We start from the raw sequence: 18,149 nt of genomic DNA, 5'->3' as shown, positions 1-18,149 counted from the left end.
TACAGCAGAAGACTGGATGATGAATAAAACTTAAAAGGTTTTAAATACGCCGAGAACATTTTTAAGGTTCTGTTTATTTTTAATCGTTTAAGGCCCTTCTTTCACATTTTCCTAGCGACTGCTTTACTCGTCTGTTATAGGAGAGGATATATGGATCTCGGTCTCACTGCTTTAGAATTAGCCCGAATACAGTTCGCCTTTACTGTTTCATTTCACATTATCTTTCCAGCGACCTCAATTGGCTTGGCCTGCTTTCTGGCAATGCTGGAATGGAAATGGCTTCGAACTCAAAACCCGATTTATAAAGATCTATTCAAGTTCTGGATCAAAATCTTTGCTGTTGCCTTTGGTATGGGCGTGGTTTCAGGCGTCGTGATGAGCTATCAGTTTGGAACCAACTGGAGTGAATTTTCCCGAATCGCTGGTGGTGTTACAGGCCCCTTACTGACCTATGAAGTATTGAGTGCCTTCTTTCTGGAAGCAGGCTTCCTTGGCATTATGTTATTTGGTTGGGGACGGGTCAGTCCCAAAGCACATTTCTTTGCCACCCTGATGGTTGCCATCGGTACCTGTATTTCCATGTTCTGGATTCTGTCTTCCAATAGCTGGATGCAAACACCACAAGGATTTATTATTGAAAATGGTATTGTGATCCCAACCGACTGGTGGGCCATTGTTTTCAATCCATCCTTTCCTTATCGCCTAGCGCATATGGCTGCTGCCGCATTTTTAGTATCGTCACTTTTGGTAGTAGGTACTGCCGCATGGCATTTAATCAAAGGCCGTCGTGATGAATTGGTCAAAAAATCATTTTCGATGGGACTCTGGATGGTGCTGGTCACCTCATGTCTGCAAGTGGTGATTGGTGATAATCATGGGTTAAATACCTTAAAGCACCAGCCAGCCAAACTCGCAGCGATTGAAGGACATTGGGAAACCAATCATAACGAATCCATGCCTCTACTGCTTTTCGCAATTCCGAATATGGATAAAGAAGAAAATCTGTATGAAATCGGAATTCCCCACCTCGGCAGCCTGATCCTGACCCATTCTCTCGATGGCAAAGTGACAGGTTTAAAAGACTTCGCCCCTGAAGATCGCCCAAATGCCACCATTGTGTTCTGGAGTTTCCGCGTCATGGTCGGTCTAGGCATGCTGATGGTACTGCTTTCATTGGTTGCTTTATGGTTGCGTAAAACTGGCAAACTTTATGGTACTTCGTGGTTTCATAAGTTCGCTTTTATGATGGGCCCTGCGGGTTATATCGCTCTACTTGCAGGCTGGGTAACCACCGAAGTTGGTCGTCAGCCTTGGGTGATTTATGGTGTGATGCGTACCAAAGATGGCCTTTCGCATAGTGTGACAGCCGATCAGGTCGGGATTAGTTTAATTATCTTTGTGGTGGTCTATACCATCGTTTTTGGTAGTGGTATTTACTACATGCTGAAACTACTGAAAAAAGGTCCTGAATTTATCGATGCGATTGAACCTGAACCTGCGGGTCCCGGTCATTTCAAAACACCTATGCGCCCACTCAGCGCAGTCGATGAAAGCATTGACGGGCAAGACCAAAGTAAGGAGAAACACCATGATTGATTTATCTCTGATCTGGGTTGGTATTATTGGTCTGGGTGTACTGATCTATGTGGTTCTGGACGGGTTTGATCTCGGCATTGGTATTCTGTTTCCTTTCATTAAAAACCGAGAAGAACGCGATGTAATGATGAATACTGTCGCGCCCGTCTGGGATGGTAATGAAACCTGGATGGTGCTCGGTGGTGCAGGCTTATTCGCAGCTTTTCCATTGGTCTATTCAACCGTACTTTCCGCCTTGTATATGCCAATTACCTTAATGGTGATTGCATTGATTTTTCGAGGTGTTGCCTTCGAATTTCGCTTTAAGGCCAATCGTACCAAGCATTTATGGGATCAAGCCTTTATCTGGGGCTCGATTTTATCCAGCTTCTTCCAAGGTGTGATTCTAGGGGCTTATATTCAAGGGATTCAAACGACTAATGGAATTTTCTCAGGCTCGGGTCTGGACTGGTTGACACCTTTTGCCTTATTTACAGGTCTAGGGGTGCTTGCCATGTATGCAGCACTCGGTTGTGGCTGGTTGATTATGAAAACAGATCATGAGCTACAAGATCAAATGTATCGATTAATGCCGAAGCTGATCATTCTGCTCTTTGTGGTATTTGCCGGCGTCAGTCTTTATACGCCTCTGACTCATCCTGAAATTGCAGCGCGCTGGTTTGCCTTGCCAAATCTGCTTTATTTTAGCCCTGTGCCTGTTTTAGTCGTGTTATTTACTGCTTTAATCTTGAAAGCTTGTAAAAACCGTCAGGATTTAAAGCCATTTATCTATACATTAGCGCTGGTGTTTTTAGCCTTCACAGGTTTTGTGATTAGTTTATGGCCTCATATTATTCCACCATCAGTGACGATTTGGGAGGCTGCTGCACCAGCTTCAAGTCAAAAATTTGCGTTGGTTGGTGCCCTTATTCTCATCCCGATTATCATTGCCTATACGATCCTCTCATACTGGGTATTTAGAGATAAAGTCCGTGTGGGTGATGCAGGTTATCACTAAGGAGGAACATTGCATGAAAATAAAATCTCAGCATTTAACTTCAACGCAATGGTTTATAATCTTATGGTTACTTGGATTTTTTGCACTCGCCATTATTGCAGGTCTGTTTAGATTGCTGTTGATGTTTGCTTATTAGAACGATGAATGGAACAGTCTTTTGATCAAGGCTGTTCCTTCGCACGGATTACCCCTATTTTATGTATAAATCAGAACAGTTAGCACATAACCTGAAACTTCTCATTGAAAATGGGACATGGAAGCCGCACACCAAACTGCCATCTTTGCGTGAACAGGTACAACGCTCAGGCTTTAGCCTCATCACCGTCATGAATGCTTATCAGGAATTGGAAGCACAAGGCCTGATTTATTCCAAAGAAAAGTCGGGTTATTTTGTGGCTGAACAAAGTCATATCCAGATTCCGCAAGCCTACTCAGTGGTGTCTTTAAATCCTAAAATTGAAATTAACTCACTGGTTTTTAAATATCTTAAATCAATTCAATCCAAGCAAGTCAGCCCATTAGGCTCAGCTTTTCCTGACAGTCAGTTACTCTACCCACCCAAACTGATTCAGATCATGGGGCAGCTTTCGCGTAATCGGCATAGTTATGATCAAACCACCAATCTGCCACCGGGCAATTTGGCACTCAGAAAGCTGATTGCTCAACGCTATTGTATGCAAGGGATTCCAACCGATGCTGATGACATTGTCATTACATCTGGTGGTTTAGAAGCATTGAATCTTTCATTGCAAGCGATTACTCAACCTGGTGATTATATTTTATTGCAGCAAACCATCTTCTATGGCGCATGGCAAGCTGCGGAGCGTTTGGGCTTAAAGGTGATTACCATTCCTGAGCATCCGCAACATGGATTTGATATTGAAGCCTTTGAGCAAGTCATCAAAAACTATCCAATCAAAGTATGCTGGTTTATGCTCAATGCACATAACCCGATTGGCTTTACAGTCAGTGAGGAAATTAAATATAAAATCGCTAAACTGTTACACGAGCATCAGATCCATTTGATCGAAGATGATGTCTATGAAGAACTGTTTTATGGCAATCACAAACCTTTGCCGATGAAGTATTTTGACCAGCAAAATCTGGTGCTGCACTGCTCTTCTTTTTCCAAAACGCTTGGTTCAGGTTTCCGTATGGGCTGGGTCTATGCAGGTAAATTTTCCGAGCATATTCAGCATTTACAATTGATGAGCACCATTTCAGCCAACGCACTGATTCAGAATGCGTTGGTTGAGTTTCTCTCCCATCATCATTATGAAAAGCATTTGCGAACGCTTAGACGCGCTCTGGAGAAAAATAAGAAGCAGTTCTTTCAATATCTCAAACAGCATTTGCCTAAAGGTTGTAAGGTCTACAATTATCCAAGCGGCTATTTTCTCTGGATTCAACTGCCTGACAAGGTCAGCAGTATGAAAATCTATGAGCACCTAATTCAGCAACAGATCGGTGTTGCGCCAAGTACATTATTTAATGTGCTGCCCTCGCATCAACATTTTATTCGTATGAATTGTTCTTTTGAATGGAGCGAGCAAATTGAGCATTCGTTAGAATTGTTTATTCAAACGGTTCAAAATGCTGTGTCAGATTAATCGACTTGGGGCAAACACCTTTTCCGATACTGGCTCGGTGTTTCCCCAAAATTCTTTTTAAAAGCACGAATAAAATTGGTGGCTTCTTCATAACCCACTAGACCCGCAATATCTTGAATGCTGTATTGCTGCTGTTGCAGTAATTTCTTCGCTTGATTAAAACGAACCTCTGCCAAAATCTGTAAAAAACTTGTCCCTTGAGCCTGTAAATGCCGTTTGATGGTTCGCTCCGACATATTCAGGCGCTGTGCAATAATGGGCAAAGTTGGGTAAGTACTGCTTGAGTGATATAACAATTCAGACCGAATACTTTTTTGCAAATCACGAGCCCCTTCTTTCACTAACTTGAGCTTGTCGTTTTCACAATAGAGCACTGCTTGCTGAAAAGCGACTTGATCTGCGTTTGGATTTTTACAGTGCAGATATTGCTTTGGAAAACGTAAACCATTACGAGCTTGATTAAATTGAATCTTGATCTGGGATAAATCAATTTTTTTATAATTCGGGGCATCAGCCCAATCTACAAATACCTCACAGTTTTCGGCAATACGTCCAGAAAACAAAGTCAAAAAATGAATCGCACCAAATAACAGACTTTCTATCAGGAAATGTCTTAATTGGTCTGATTGTTGTTCATTCCCCAATTTTACTGGATGCACATCATCAAGATAAACATAGACAAAATTGTCATTGATGCACCATTCTGGCGTGAAGTTCTGTATTCGTGTACAAAAATACTGCTGGCAAAGGCTTAGCGCAGTTTCCACATCCGTACAGCTGAGAAATGCAAATCCTAAAGGTCCATGCGAAGTGGGACGTAATTTAAAACCATATTCAATCCCAAGCCGTGGATTGCCTGTCAAGCGTAAGGCATTGACCACTAGTTTTGACCATTGATGCGCACTCATTTTGGCATCAGCCTTATTTATTTCGCTCGAATCAAGCCCAGTACCATTGAAAATACTTTGAGTATCAATACCATAGTCATACACAATTTCTAATAAGATATGTGCATAAGATACAGAAATCGTTTCCTGAAACAATCCGAAGGGATCCCGCATGACAGACATCCTGTCCTAAAATGATCATCAATATGGCATAGCCCCACCTATTGTGCGAGTGTTTTATTCGAAATAATAGCTTCAATAATAAACAATTTCACAATGAGGATGTACTTAAATGGCAACCATGAAGCTTGATCGACAGCAGTCCATTTATGTTCTTACATTAACCAATGGCGATCAGGAAAATGTCTTAAATCAAGATGTATTGAATGAATATATCGAAGTATTTAATGAAATTGAAAGTCATCAACAAAATGCATGTCTGGTCATTCAAAGTGACCATCCAAAAACGTTTTGCAATGGCTTGGATTTAGCATGGCTCATGCGCCAATCTATAGAGGATAAAAAAGCCTTTACTCTACAACTGGAAAATATGCTATTGCGTTTGGCCTTGCTCAACTTGCCTGTTATCGCTGAAATTAATGGCAATGCTTATGCTGGTGGTGCAATTTTAGCATCGGCTTGTGATTTTCGATTTATGCGAGCAGACAAAGGGCGCTTTTGCTTTCCCGAAGTCAAACTAACCATCCCCTTCACAGATACGATTGCAGAAATTGTGCAATTACTTCCCAATCAGCATACGATCTGGGAAATGTCATTGACGGGCAAATCGATGACAGGGCTTGAATGTTTAGACACGCAAGTCGTCCATCAAATTCATCCCGTAGAATCGTTAAATTCCGAAGTTTTTAAATTTGCTGAAGATATGTCACAAAAGCATCGCTTAACCTATGCTGTGATCAAACGTCAGTTGCGCCATCGTATCGTCGACATTGCGAAACAGCGTCAACTGTACAATCCTGAAAAATTTGCACATCCCTTTATGGTTTAACTCAACTTTTATAAAAATTAAATATAGGACGTCTTCATGAACAATATGCAAGGAAAAACCATTTTTATTACTGGTGGCAGTCGAGGAATTGGCAGAGCAATTGCAATTAAAGCAGCGCATGCGGGTGCAAATGTCGTTATTGCAGCTAAAACTGAAATCGAAACTGCCAAGTTAACAGGCACGATTTACAGCGTGGCACAAGAGATTGAAGCCGTAGGTGGCAAAGCACTCCCCTTACTGCTTGATGTAAGAGATGAACAACAAATCCATGCTGCCATCCAGCAAGCAGTTCAACACTTTGGCGGTATTGATGTGCTGATTAACAATGCTGGTGCCATTGCGCTCACAGGTGTAGAAGCAACATCCTTAAAACAATATGACCTGATTCAAAGTATTAATCATCGTGCCACTTTTATCTGTGCACAAGCTGCTCTTCCTTTTTTGAAACAGGCGGAACATCCACATATCTTAAGCTTATCCCCTCCTGTGAATATGTCGCCAAAATGGTTAGGCATGCTCTCTCCTTATGCTCTGTCTAAATACGGGATGACGATTTTAACTTTAGGTATGGCAGAAGAATTCCATCAATATGGTATTTCTTGTAATACCCTGTGGCCTGAAACCTACATTGCAACAGCTGCGGTTTCAAAAAATTTAGGTGAAGAAAATACACAACAGCTCAGCCGAAAACCTGAAATCATGGCAGATGCAGCTTTTGTCATTTATAGCACAGCCAAAGGTGAACTCACTGGACAAAGCCTGACTGATGAACAAGCTTTAGCGCGTATGGGTATCACTGATTTTGCTCAATATGCTTGTATTGCAGGTAATCGCCAACTGCAAAAAGATTTCTTCTTAGATTAAATAAAGCATAAAAAAACGACCTTAAAGCATTCACCTTAAGGTCGTTTTCAATGATATTCCGCAGTATTAACCCGGGAAGATACCACGCTCTTTACGTGCTTTTAAGATACGCTCACAACCTAAAATGAAAGCAGCTGTACGTAAAGTACATTCTTTTTCACTAGATTTGTGCCATACATCATTAATCGCTTGAATCATTAACTTATCGAGTCTTTCATTAATTTCTTCTTCAGACCAGAAGTAGCTCGACATATCCTGAACCCATTCGAAATAAGATACGGTTACACCACCCGCATTACAGATTACGTCTGGAACAACAGTGATACCACGTTCAACGAGGATGTCATCTGCTTCTGGATAAGTTGGGCCGTTCGCGCCTTCAAGTACCAGTTTTGCTGATAAGTTTTTCGCACGTTCAACCGTGATCTGGCTTTCTAAAGCAGCAGGGATCAAGATATCCATGTCTACTGTCCAGAACTCTTCATCGCTGATCACTTGAGCACCGGCAAAACCGCCCACACCTTGGTTAGTTTCCATGTGTGTTTTTAATGCAGCAAGATCAATACCTTCAGGGTTATAAATCGTACCCGTATGGTCTTGAATGGTCACGATTTTAGATTTTGAATCACCGAAAAGATACGCAGCTTCGCTACCGACGTTACCAAAACCTTGAACCGCAATTTTAGCGCCTTCCAAAGGTAATTTGATCTTTTCAGCAACTTGCTGACCTGTGATAAATACACCACGGCCTGTTGCTTTAATACGACCTAAAGAACCACCAAGGTGGACTGGTTTACCCGTTACCACACCTGTTACGGTATGACCTTGACCAGATGAATAAGTATCCATGATCCAGCCCATTACGTTTGGATTGGTACCAACGTCTGGTGCAGGGATATCTTTTTGTGGGCCAATAATATGGCTGATTTCACTGGTATAACGGCGTGTTAAGCGTTCTAATTCACGTGGAGAAAGTTGACGTGGATCAACACGGATACCGCCTTTTGCACCGCCAAATGGTAGATTCACCACCGCAGTCTTAATTGTCATCCATGCTGAAAGAGCCATTACTTCATTTAAATCTACATCTGGGTGATAGCGAATACCGCCTTTACCCGGACCACGTGACAAGTTGTGTTGTACACGATAACCCTCAAAATGACGAATTGTGCCATCGTCCATAACAATTGGCACGTCAACGATCAAAGCACGTTTTGGGCGCTTCAATGTATCCACATAACCTTCTAGACCTTCTAGATACGGAGCAACACGCTCGATCTGCTCGAGGTAAGTTGCCCATGGACCGTCATTTTGAGAGACATAAGATAAATTAGACATGTTTTAACCTTTTGATGAATTCACATGATCCATCAATAAAATATGTAGTTAAAAATTATATAAGCGGCTAACTTGGCAGTTCTACTATCCAAATCGAACCGTGGATTACATTCCGCCACATCAAAAACTTTAATCTTTCCGGTTTCCTTAATGGCCTCTAGTAATGGGTCAAAGACTGATAAATCAATCCCTTTTACCGCAGGTGCACTTACACCTGGAGCAATGCTAGCACTAAATACATCAAGATCAACTGTAATATACAAATAGTCAACTTTTCCGATAAAAGCTATGATTTTTTCGAGTAAAATTTCAACGTTTTTCGGTTGTAATTCAAAGTCGTAAATGTAACTGCAATTTAGTCGGTCTGCCGTTTCAAAAAGGACTCTAGTATTTGAGTGTTTTGCAACGCCGATACAAAGATAATGAAACGCCTTTTGATACTGCTCAGACAGTCTTGCTGCATTTAAAAAAGGTGTGCCTGATGTGACATGTTCCGCTTCACGCAAGTCAAAATGGGCATCAAAATTAATGATCCCGATGGTTTTATCTGGCTCATTATTCTGTAGATACTGGAACAAACCTGAAAAGCTGCCAAAAGCGACTTCATGACCACCGCCTAAAACAATCGGTTTCATTCCCTGTTTTAAGCTGCGTTCAACCTGATCTGCCAGTTCAGCTTGCGCCTGTTCCAGTTTACCATTGTCACACACTACCGTACCAAGATCGGCAATCGTGACAGGTTGATGAACTGGTAAATTTGCCAACTGCGCCCGAATCATGTCAGGTGCATCAGCTGCACCCAAGCGCCCTTTATTGCGTTTTACACCTTCATCGGAGCTAAAACCGATGAAAGCGAATGAAGCGTGTTGTTGCGTATTGACCACTTGATGGAGACGCAAGTGCGCTTCACCGTCGCCATCATGTCGTCCTTGCCATTTAAATGAATGATTCATTATAAATACCACGCTTTAAAAATGAGTCTTGAGATTAGATCGAAACTTCATTGCCATGCTGAATGATGCGTTTTGGCAAATCACCACCTAACCAGTAAACAATTTCTGATGGATGTTCAATGTCCCATGCAACAAAATCTGCAATTTTGCCCTGCTCCAGACTGCCATGCGTTTCTTGCAAGCCCAATGCATGCGCTGCATGAATAGTCACGGCTGCCAAGGTCTGTTCAGGCGTTAAACGGAATAAGGTACTGCCCATATTCATCATTAAACGCAAAGATAAAGCTGGCGATGTGCCCGGATTTAAATCACTGGACAAGGCAATCCGTACCCCATGTTGCTGCAAACTTTCCAACGGCGGATACTTGGTTTCTCTCAAGAAATAAAATGCGCCTGGCAATAACACGGCAACGGTTCCTGCAGCAGCCATCGCTTTCACATCATCTTCAGTCATAAACTCTAAATGATCTGCTGACAAAGCTTGATAACGTGCAGCCAGACTTGAGCCACCGAGCGAAGAAAGCTGCTCTGCATGCAACTTGATGGGTAGATGTAAAGACTGGGCTGTTTTAAAGACGCGCTCAACCTGAGCAGGAGAAAATGCCAGATATTCACAAAACGCATCAACAGCATCAACCAGACCTTCTTGATGGAGTTTTGGCAGCATGTCATTACAGATATGCTCAATATAAGCATCGCTTTGATCCTGATATTCAGGCGGTAAAGCATGTGCCGCCAAACAGGTACTGCGTACCGTCATTGGCAATGTTTCTGCAATCTGACGAATCACACGCAACATTTTGCGTTCATTGGCATAGTCCAGACCATAACCAGACTTAATTTCAATGGTAGTGACACCATCTTTAAGCAGACAACGAATCCGTTTTAGTGCCGATGCAAGTAACTGTTCTTCACTCGCTTCGCGGGTCGCACGAACCGTACTGGCAATACCACCACCACTCGCTGCAATCTCCGCATAGCTAACGCCTTGCAAGCGTTTTTCAAACTCAACGCTACGGTTGCCACCAAACACACTATGGGTATGGCAATCAATCAAACCCGGTGTCACCCATGCCCCATTCAGATCAATGGTTTCTGCATAAGCATCGGCAGGAAGGTCTTTAAATGTACCAATCCAGTGAATCTGCTGTCCGAGCGTTACAATTGCAGCATGTTCAATACTGGAATATTGACCCGCTTGCATGGTGGCGATATGACAGTTTTTCCAAAGCTTTTTCATTCAAAATTCCTCTCACTGCTCAAGTGCTGTTAACACTTGAGCAGCTTGATTATTAGCTTTCCATCTCAATGTTTTGTTGCAAAGCCGTGTTTTCTTTTACCGTGTTTTGCTTGGGTTTCACCCAAATGGTATAGGCAATCCAGAGTAAAACTAACCAGGTTGCACCGACATAAATTGCAGGTCGTGAGTCTGGGAAATAACCCATCATGGCTAAAATAAACAGCATGAATGCAATGGCAAAGGCAGGTGCATACGGCCAGCCAATTACAGGGAAATCCAGAGCTTTGATCTCAGCTTTAGACAACTTGCGACGCATCGCAACCTGAGAAAGCAAAATCATGAGCCAGACCCAAACGGTCGCGAATGTTGCGATTGAGGCAATAATGATGAATACATTTTCTGGAATGAGATAGTTCAGTAATACACCGATCAACAACACGCCTGCCATCACCACCACGGTCATCCAAGGCACACCATTCTTAGAAATTTTCTGGAATACTTTTGGTGCTTGTCCACGGTTTGACATCCCGTACAACATACGTCCTGCACCAAACACATCACTATTGATGGCAGATACAGCCGCTGTAATGACCACAATATTCAGAACGGTTGCCGCTGATCCAATGCCCAGATTTTCAAAAATCTGTACGAATGGACTGCCCTGACTACCAATCTGGTTCCACGGGAAAATCGACATCAATACAAAAATCGTTAGAACATAGAACAACAGGATACGTACCGGCACGGCATTAATCGCTTTTGGAATCGAAGTTTTCGGATCTTGCGATTCACCAGCGGTGATCCCGATAATTTCAATCCCACCAAAAGCAAATACCACCACAGATAAACATGCAACCAAACCTGCAATGCCGTTTGGCATAAAGCCTTCATGAATCCATAGATTTTGAATGCCTGTGGTAAAACCACTGTGGTCAGCATGGAAACCGTAGAACATTAGCCCCAAACCACCGACAATCATCGCCACAATGGCAGTGACTTTGACGATTGAAAGCCAGAACTCAAGCTCGCCAAAGACCTTGACGTGAATCAGGTTGATTGCACCCAAGAACATGATCAATGACAAAATCCAGATCCAGCGTGGCACATCGGGATACCAGAATCCCATATAGATCCCGAATGCAGTCACATCCGCAAGTGCAACGATGATCATTTCGAAAACATAAGTCCAGCCTGTGGTAAAACCTGCAAGCGGGCCAATATATTGAGAAGCATAATGGCTGAATGAACCTGATACCGGGTTGTGTACAGCCATTTCACCGAGTGCGCGCATCACGATATAAATTGCAATCCCTGCAACAATATATGCGAGTAATACGGACGGGCCTGCCATTTTGATCGCAGTAGCCGAACCGTAAAAGAGTCCTGTCCCAATGGCTGAACCCAATGCCAAAAAACGAATATGGCGGGTGTTTAGCCCCCGCTGTAATGTGGAGTGCTGTGACATTATAATCTCCAATCCTTGAGGAAATTTAGTTAGATTCGGCCACTCCATGTGACCGATTTATTGATCACACTTCAGACAAACTCGGTAATAGCTTCGGAATGAGTAATTCGTTCAGGCAGCCACTCGCGAGCAATTCACTTGCTTGCTCGATATCTGGCGCAAAGAAACGATCTTCACTGTAGTAAGGCACTTGATCACGCAACACTTTACGCGCACGCTCAAGTTTGGGAGAACTCTTCAATCCTTCACGGAAATCAAGGCCCTGACATGCACCTAGCCATTCAACTGCAAGGATGCCGCGAACGTTGTCAGCCATATACCACAAGCGTTTCCCAGCATTCGGCGCCATGGAAACATGGTCTTCCTGATTTGCAGAAGTCGGTAAACTATCAACACTGGCAGGATGTGCAAGTGCTTTATTGTCACTTGCTAACGCAGCGGCTGTTACTTGAGCAATCATGAAGCCTGAATTGACCCCACCATTGGCAACCAAGAACGGTGGCAGCTGTGACATGTGACGGTCCATCATCATTGAAATACGGCGTTCAGACAGTGAACCAATTTCTGCAATGGCCAATGCCAAATTATCCGCTGCCATTGCAACAGGTTCCGCATGGAAGTTACCACCCGAAATCACATCGCCCTCTGCTGCAAAGACCAATGGGTTATCTGACACTGCATTTGATTCAATTTCCAGCACTTCTGCCGCTTGACGGATTTGAGTCAAGCAAGCGCCCATGACCTGTGGTTGGCAACGTAGTGAGTACGGATCTTGAACCTTGCTGCAATCTTCATGTGAATGTGAAATTTCACTCGATTCAGTCAATAAGTCACGATAAGCAGCAGCCACATCAATTTGACCACGCTGACCACGAACCTCATGAATACGGGCATCGAATGGCGCACGTGAACCTAACATTGCTTCAACGCTTAAACCACCGCACACCGTTGCCGCAGCAAATAAATCTTCTGCTTCAAACAAACCACGTAAAGCGTATGCTGTTGAAACTTGAGTACCATTTAACAGTGCTAAACCTTCTTTCGCAGCTAAAGAAATTGGCTCTAGACCCGCAATTTTAAGCGCTTCAACGGCTGGCAACCATTCACCTTTATAGCGTGCTTTACTTTCACCCAGTAACACCAAAGACATATGCGCAAGCGGTGCCAAATCACCTGAAGCACCAACAGAGCCTTTTAATGGAATATGTGGATAAACTTCTGCATTAATCAATGCCAAAATGGCATCAATCACCTTATGGCGAATACCTGAAAAACCACGAGCCAAACTGTTTGCTTTGAGCAACATAATCAGACGCACCATCGCATCATCAAGCGGCTCACCTACGCCAGCAGCGTGTGAAAGTACCAATGAACGCTGTAATTGCTCTAGATCTTCTGGTGCAATTTTAGTTGAAGCAAGTAAACCAAAACCTGTATTGATACCGTAGGCTGTACGGCCTTCATTCACGATTTTTTCGACACAAGCAACACTTGCATTGATGCCAGCAGAAGCGCTGTCATCGAGTTTCACTTTGATTGGATTTAAATAAGCGTGGCGGAGATCTGCTAAGGTAAGTTTGCCGGGTTGAATTAGAAGTTCCATTGTTGGCGTCCTGTTTTGCATTCTATTGTTCTCTTACGATGCTGTTTACACAATTGCAAAAAGCATCGTAATGTCCTTGTCTGTTTATTGCGTGATCATTGGCAAGTTCAAGCCTTGCTCTTTGGCACAGTCAATTGCGATGTCATAACCCGCATCGGCATGACGCATCACCCCTGTTGCAGGGTCATTGGTCAGTACACGTGCAATACGTGCTGCTGCTTCATCTGTACCATCACACACAATCACCACGCCTGAATGTTGAGAGAAGCCCATACCTACACCACCACCGTGATGCAATGACACCCAAGTCGCACCGCCAGCAGTATTGAGCAAGGCATTCAATAATGGCCAGTCTGATACAGCATCTGAACCATCTTTCATTGATTCGGTTTCACGGTTTGGACTAGAGACTGAGCCTGAATCCAGATGGTCACGACCAATCACGATTGGTGCTGAAAGCTCACCACTACGAACCATTTCATTAAATGCCAAACCAAGTTTTGCACGTAAGCCTAAGCCGACCCAGCAAATACGTGCTGGTAAACCTTGGAAACTAATACGTTCACGCGCCATATCTAACCAGCGATGTAAATGTTCATCATCTGGAATGAGTTCTTTTACCTTAGCATCTGTTTTATAGATATCTTCTGGATCACCTGAAAGTGCAGCCCAACGGAATGGACCAACACCGCGACAGAACAATGGACGGATATAGGCAGGAACGAAGCCTGGGAAATCAAAGGCATTTTCTACGCCTTCATCTTGTGCCATTTGACGGATGTTGTTGCCATAGTCAAAAGTTGGCACACCCATTTTCTGAAAATCCAGCATCGCTTGAACATGCTGCGCCATTGATTGTTTCGCTGCTTTCACTACAACTTCTGGCTCAGTTTTAGCGCGTTGACGGTATTCTTCCCATGTCCAGCCAATTGGCAAATAACCATTTAATGGATCATGTGCGCTGGTTTGGTCAGTCACCATATCTGGATGTACACCACGGCGAACCAATTCAGGTAAAATCTCAGCGGCATTTCCATGCAGTGCAATCGAAACAGCCTTGCCTTCTTTGGTATATTTTTCAATACGCGCTAACGCATCATCCAAATCAGTTGCTTGCTCATCGACATAACGGGTGCGTAAACGGAAATCGATACTGGTTTGCTGGCATTCAATATTCAATGAACATGCGCCTGCAAGTGTTGCAGCCAAAGGTTGCGCACCGCCCATACCACCTAAGCCAGCCGTTAAGACCCAACGACCTGTTAAATCGCCGTTGTAGTGTTGGCGACCTGCTTCTACGAAAGTTTCATAAGTACCTTGTACAATGCCTTGGCTACCAATATAGATCCAAGAACCAGCCGTCATCTGACCGTACATTGCCAAACCTTTGGCATCCAATTCATTGAAATGCTCCCAAGTTCCCCAATGTGGTACAAGATTCGAGTTTGCAATCAAAACACGTGGTGCGTCTTTATGAGTTTTAAATACGCCTACTGGCTTACCCGATTGAACCAATAAAGTTTCATCTGTTTCTAAGTTCTTTAGCGTTTCTACGATCTTGTCGAAACATTCCCAGTTACGTGCAGCACGACCGATACCACCGTAAACAACGAGTTCTTTTGGATTTTCTGCGACATCTGGATCTAGGTTATTCATCAACATACGCAATGGTGCTTCTGTTAACCAGCTTTTGGCATTGAGCTGTGTACCACGCGGTGCGCGAATTTCTACATCACGAAATTTTGTTGTCGTTGTTGTCACAATCGGACTCCTTCCATTGAGTTTGAACCAGCAAATTAATCTGCTTTTACTGTATAGCAATGTATTAACTTGTATATACATCCATATACTACACAAAACTTTTCTATTGAAAAGATGCTTTTCAAATCTTTTATGAAAATAAATTACAAGCTAATGAAATAAATCGATTTATTTTTTATAGGCAATAAAAAAACACATACAACCTGAGACTGTATGTGTTCTCAAAAATACAAGAAAACTAGATTTTTATGAGTTCAATGAGACAAGTTTGCTTTAAAATCTGTGGATTCGGAACCACCTTTTTGAGTGATTTTTCCTGCTCAATGTGAAGACTTTCATGATGCTGCAATTGAAAAATCTGCCCATCAATTTCAATATCTAACAGCTCTGTACTCTGATTAAATATAAAAATCAGATCAGCCGAACTAAAAATCTCAGTCTTTGTTGGCTCAAAATACCACTGCAAACGTGCATGAAACTGCTTGGGATCATAAATCAGATTAAAATCCCGAATCGGGCCATCAATCAATTCACAACGGGTCGCACCATCACCGCTAAACTGTACCGATTGCAATGTCGTTAGAGATTCATACTCATCGTCAATATAAAGCTCGATGCCCTGACCTTCCAGCACGGTTAAGATACGCTGCATCCCATTAAATCGGGAAAAATCGCCTGCGCTTTTGACATCTGCCATGGAAATACGCCAGTCAAAAGTATCCAGATTTTCACCCGCACTACGCGCCAGTTCAACCGTATAACCTGCACCATTTTTCCATAGCATCTGCCGATAATCAGTACTGCTTAACTGCTTGATCATTGGGTAAATTTACCTTCCAGATAATAACGGCTACCCGGATAAATCAAACGTGCGCTGGAAATCAGTTGTTTATTCGACCAAGTTCTACGACGAATCAATAAACACGGTTCGGTCTTGTTAATTTTCAGCCATTTACATTCTTGCGCTGAGGCTAGAATCGCGGTCACTACATGCTCACCTTCGGTCACAGGTGCTTTCGACATCAGATACGCATTGGGTGTAATGGATTTAAAATCCTGTGCCAAGTAATCTGGGATCAACATTGGATCGACCAAACGATCTTCAATCTGTACAGGCACATCATTTTCATAATGCACGATAATCGAATGAAACAATTTTTGGCCTTCCCGAATCTGCATCAACATGCTTTGTTCAGTATTGGCCTGAATCTGTTCCAAGACCAACACTTCGGCATGATGTTTATGATTTCGGGCAATAATTTCTTCGGCAATATTATTGACATGGAATAAAGCCGTTCGACCTTGCCCTTCGGCCACAAAAGAACCGACACCTTGGATACGCACCAATAAACCTTCGCTGGTGAGTTCACGTAAGGCACGGTTCACGGTCATACGACTACAACCGAGTAAATTGACCAGTTCACTTTCAGAAGGAATCTTTTTATTAACCGTCCATGTCCCTTCATAAATCTTTTGCGAAATCATTTGTTTCACACGTAAGTACAAAGGAACTGGACTATCTTCTTCTAGAGACAAATCCAAATCATTTTGCTTTGTCACTCTTGACATTGGCTAAAACTCATACTAAATATTCTAAGTCATTGTATATTGAATTAATGCAAATTGTATATACAAGCCTATACAAATAAACATTTTAGCTTAAACCCTCTTCTGATCCTCTAAATTTATATTTACAAAAGTCCCTCTTCCACTTATACCGTATAGCGTTTACTTAAACCCCATTCCGCCAAGATACGACGGTACAGGGTCGAGGAACGATCTGCTTCAAAATGAGCCTCCATACTAATATCTAAAGGCAATTCTTCGGGTTTCTGTGCCTCCACCATTTCCTGATCTTCTGCAAAAATCTGCGCATTAAAATCATAAACGGCCTGTAAATCTCCCGTAGTATCAAAATTACGGGTTAAAGGTACAAACAAACGGGTCTTGTTATGTGAGATTGGGCAGCAGGCATTTAAAATCTTGAGCACGCCATCATTTGGAAAATGGATCGTCAGTAGCGCTGAAAATGGTGGATAAACATCAAAAATCCGCTCCCACACAAAATCATCTGGCGCGAGATGCTGCATTCCATGCGGATAATTGCTGACATTGCTGGTGTAGTTTGTATGCAAGCCATAATCAGTACGTTCAGTCGAGTATTTGGGTACGACTGGATTATCTCGGTCTGCAAAAGCCTGATGATGTACCCAAGCAAAATGTGCCACATCAATAAAGCCTTCTAATTGACGACCACTTGAGCCAGCAATATCCACGGATGGCGGCAAAATGGCTTGATGCTCCTCCTGTTCCCATGTATCCAACACAGGGAAATTCGCCAAACTTTCTTCTCTGCCAAGAATACTGGTCCAGACCAAGCCATATTTTAAAACCACGGGAAACTTGGTCAGAGAAAAACGCTCTGAGATTTTCGTTAAATCAGGTTGAGCTGGGATTTTGGTACATTTTCCGTCTTCATTGAAATGCAGTCCATGATAAGGACAGATAATGGTTTCACCCTCCACCCAACCTTTACTCAACGGCACACCGCGATGCGGACAAATATCCCGAGCCAGATGAATCTGCCGTGTTTCAGTCTGATACAACACCAGATTCATATCCAATAAAGTGACTTGCTGTGGTTTGTGAGTTACGTCTTGAATGCGTGCGACTGGATACCAATGCTGCGCAAGAATCTGCCAATCCTGATCATCAAATTGGCTGTGACATGGCTTATTTGGAAGATTGATGAATGGAATTGCGTTCATATCCTGTGCTCATTTTTTAATGTTTTCTCTGTTGTTTGTAGTGTGGAATAGATCATTA

16 protein-coding genes are annotated in these 18,149 nt (G+C 42.9%); 6 read left to right on the top strand and 10 right to left on the bottom strand.

Annotated features, from left to right (window positions below; genetic code table 11):
• Window positions 1-150 precede the first annotated feature (150 nt).
• The 4 genes from A9Z07_RS13345 to A9Z07_RS13335 all read left to right on the top strand — a co-directional run bounded on the left by A9Z07_RS13345 (window position 151) and on the right by A9Z07_RS13335 (window position 4,203).
• On the top strand, window positions 151-1,596 hold the full coding sequence (locus A9Z07_RS13345; protein ID WP_069579282.1) for a cytochrome ubiquinol oxidase subunit I: 1,446 nt from the start codon (window positions 151-153) through the stop codon (window positions 1,594-1,596).
• Window positions 1,589-2,593 (top strand): cytochrome d ubiquinol oxidase subunit II, encoded by a 1,005-nt coding sequence (cydB, locus tag A9Z07_RS13340; RefSeq protein WP_069579280.1) that lies wholly within the window; start codon window positions 1,589-1,591, stop codon window positions 2,591-2,593. The genes A9Z07_RS13345 and cydB overlap by 8 nt, the downstream gene beginning before the upstream one ends.
• A 13-nt stretch (window positions 2,594-2,606) precedes the next feature.
• Window positions 2,607-2,729 (top strand): hypothetical protein, encoded by a 123-nt coding sequence (locus tag A9Z07_RS18105; protein ID WP_264673641.1) that lies wholly within the window; start codon window positions 2,607-2,609, stop codon window positions 2,727-2,729.
• 61 nt (window positions 2,730-2,790) lie between these two features.
• Window positions 2,791-4,203, top strand: a complete 1,413-nt coding sequence (locus tag A9Z07_RS13335) for a PLP-dependent aminotransferase family protein (RefSeq protein ID WP_004772759.1) — start codon at window positions 2,791-2,793, stop codon at window positions 4,201-4,203.
• On the opposite strand, the gene A9Z07_RS13330 is transcribed toward A9Z07_RS13335, so the two are convergent.
• Window positions 4,200-5,264: an AraC family transcriptional regulator gene (locus tag A9Z07_RS13330; RefSeq protein ID WP_069579278.1), complete on the bottom strand. Its 1,065-nt coding sequence runs from the start codon at window positions 5,262-5,264 to the stop codon at window positions 4,200-4,202. The two genes, A9Z07_RS13335 and A9Z07_RS13330, sit on opposite strands and share 4 nt — an antisense overlap.
• Window positions 5,265-5,382: 118 nt before the next feature.
• Here A9Z07_RS13330 and A9Z07_RS13325 point away from each other — a divergent pair, with 118 nt between their 5' ends.
• A complete protein-coding gene (locus A9Z07_RS13325; RefSeq protein WP_069579276.1) occupies window positions 5,383-6,099 on the top strand; it encodes an enoyl-CoA hydratase/isomerase family protein in 717 nt (238 codons plus the stop codon).
• Window positions 6,100-6,135: 36 nt separating this feature from the next.
• Window positions 6,136-6,963: an SDR family oxidoreductase gene (locus A9Z07_RS13320; RefSeq protein WP_069579273.1), complete on the top strand. Its 828-nt coding sequence runs from the start codon at window positions 6,136-6,138 to the stop codon at window positions 6,961-6,963.
• A gap of 66 nt (window positions 6,964-7,029) precedes the next feature.
• Here the strand turns inward: A9Z07_RS13320 and A9Z07_RS13315 are convergent, their stop codons facing one another.
• The 9 genes from A9Z07_RS13315 to A9Z07_RS13275 all read right to left on the bottom strand — a co-directional run bounded on the left by A9Z07_RS13315 (window position 7,030) and on the right by A9Z07_RS13275 (window position 18,091).
• Window positions 7,030-8,301 carry a Glu/Leu/Phe/Val family dehydrogenase gene (locus tag A9Z07_RS13315; RefSeq protein WP_004772767.1) on the bottom strand — a complete coding sequence of 424 codons (1,272 nt, stop codon included), beginning with the start codon at window positions 8,299-8,301 and terminating at the stop codon, window positions 7,030-7,032.
• 32 nt (window positions 8,302-8,333) lie between these two features.
• Window positions 8,334-9,254 carry a formimidoylglutamase gene (gene hutG, locus A9Z07_RS13310; RefSeq protein ID WP_069579271.1) on the bottom strand — a complete coding sequence of 307 codons (921 nt, stop codon included), beginning with the start codon at window positions 9,252-9,254 and terminating at the stop codon, window positions 8,334-8,336.
• Between the two features lie 34 nt (window positions 9,255-9,288).
• Window positions 9,289-10,494 (bottom strand): imidazolonepropionase, encoded by a 1,206-nt coding sequence (gene hutI, locus A9Z07_RS13305; RefSeq protein ID WP_069579270.1) that lies wholly within the window; start codon window positions 10,492-10,494, stop codon window positions 9,289-9,291.
• A gap of 52 nt (window positions 10,495-10,546) precedes the next feature.
• Entirely contained in the window at window positions 10,547-11,959 is a 1,413-nt protein-coding gene (locus tag A9Z07_RS13300) for an amino acid permease (protein ID WP_005258176.1), read from the bottom strand.
• Window positions 11,960-12,023: 64 nt separating this feature from the next.
• Complete coding sequence (gene hutH / locus A9Z07_RS13295; RefSeq protein WP_069579268.1) at window positions 12,024-13,562, bottom strand: histidine ammonia-lyase; 1,539 nt, start codon at window positions 13,560-13,562, stop codon at window positions 12,024-12,026.
• Window positions 13,563-13,646: 84 nt separating this feature from the next.
• A complete protein-coding gene (gene hutU, locus A9Z07_RS13290) occupies window positions 13,647-15,323 on the bottom strand; it encodes a urocanate hydratase (RefSeq protein ID WP_004772775.1) in 1,677 nt (558 codons plus the stop codon).
• Window positions 15,324-15,561: 238 nt separating this feature from the next.
• Window positions 15,562-16,143, bottom strand: coding sequence for a HutD family protein (locus tag A9Z07_RS13285; protein WP_069579266.1), 582 nt, complete (start codon window positions 16,141-16,143; stop codon window positions 15,562-15,564).
• A complete protein-coding gene (gene hutC / locus A9Z07_RS13280) occupies window positions 16,140-16,892 on the bottom strand; it encodes a histidine utilization repressor (protein WP_069579264.1) in 753 nt (250 codons plus the stop codon). The genes A9Z07_RS13285 and hutC overlap by 4 nt, the downstream gene beginning before the upstream one ends.
• Window positions 16,893-17,035: 143 nt before the next feature.
• Complete coding sequence (locus tag A9Z07_RS13275) at window positions 17,036-18,091, bottom strand: aromatic ring-hydroxylating oxygenase subunit alpha (RefSeq protein WP_069579262.1); 1,056 nt, start codon at window positions 18,089-18,091, stop codon at window positions 17,036-17,038.
• Window positions 18,092-18,149 lie beyond the last annotated feature (58 nt).

This window comes from Acinetobacter sp. YK3, assembly GCF_001729365.1.
In the GTDB taxonomy this organism is placed as follows: Bacteria; Pseudomonadota; Gammaproteobacteria; order Pseudomonadales; family Moraxellaceae; genus Acinetobacter; species Acinetobacter vivianii.
This window is presented reverse-complemented; position numbering and strand designations above follow the sequence as displayed.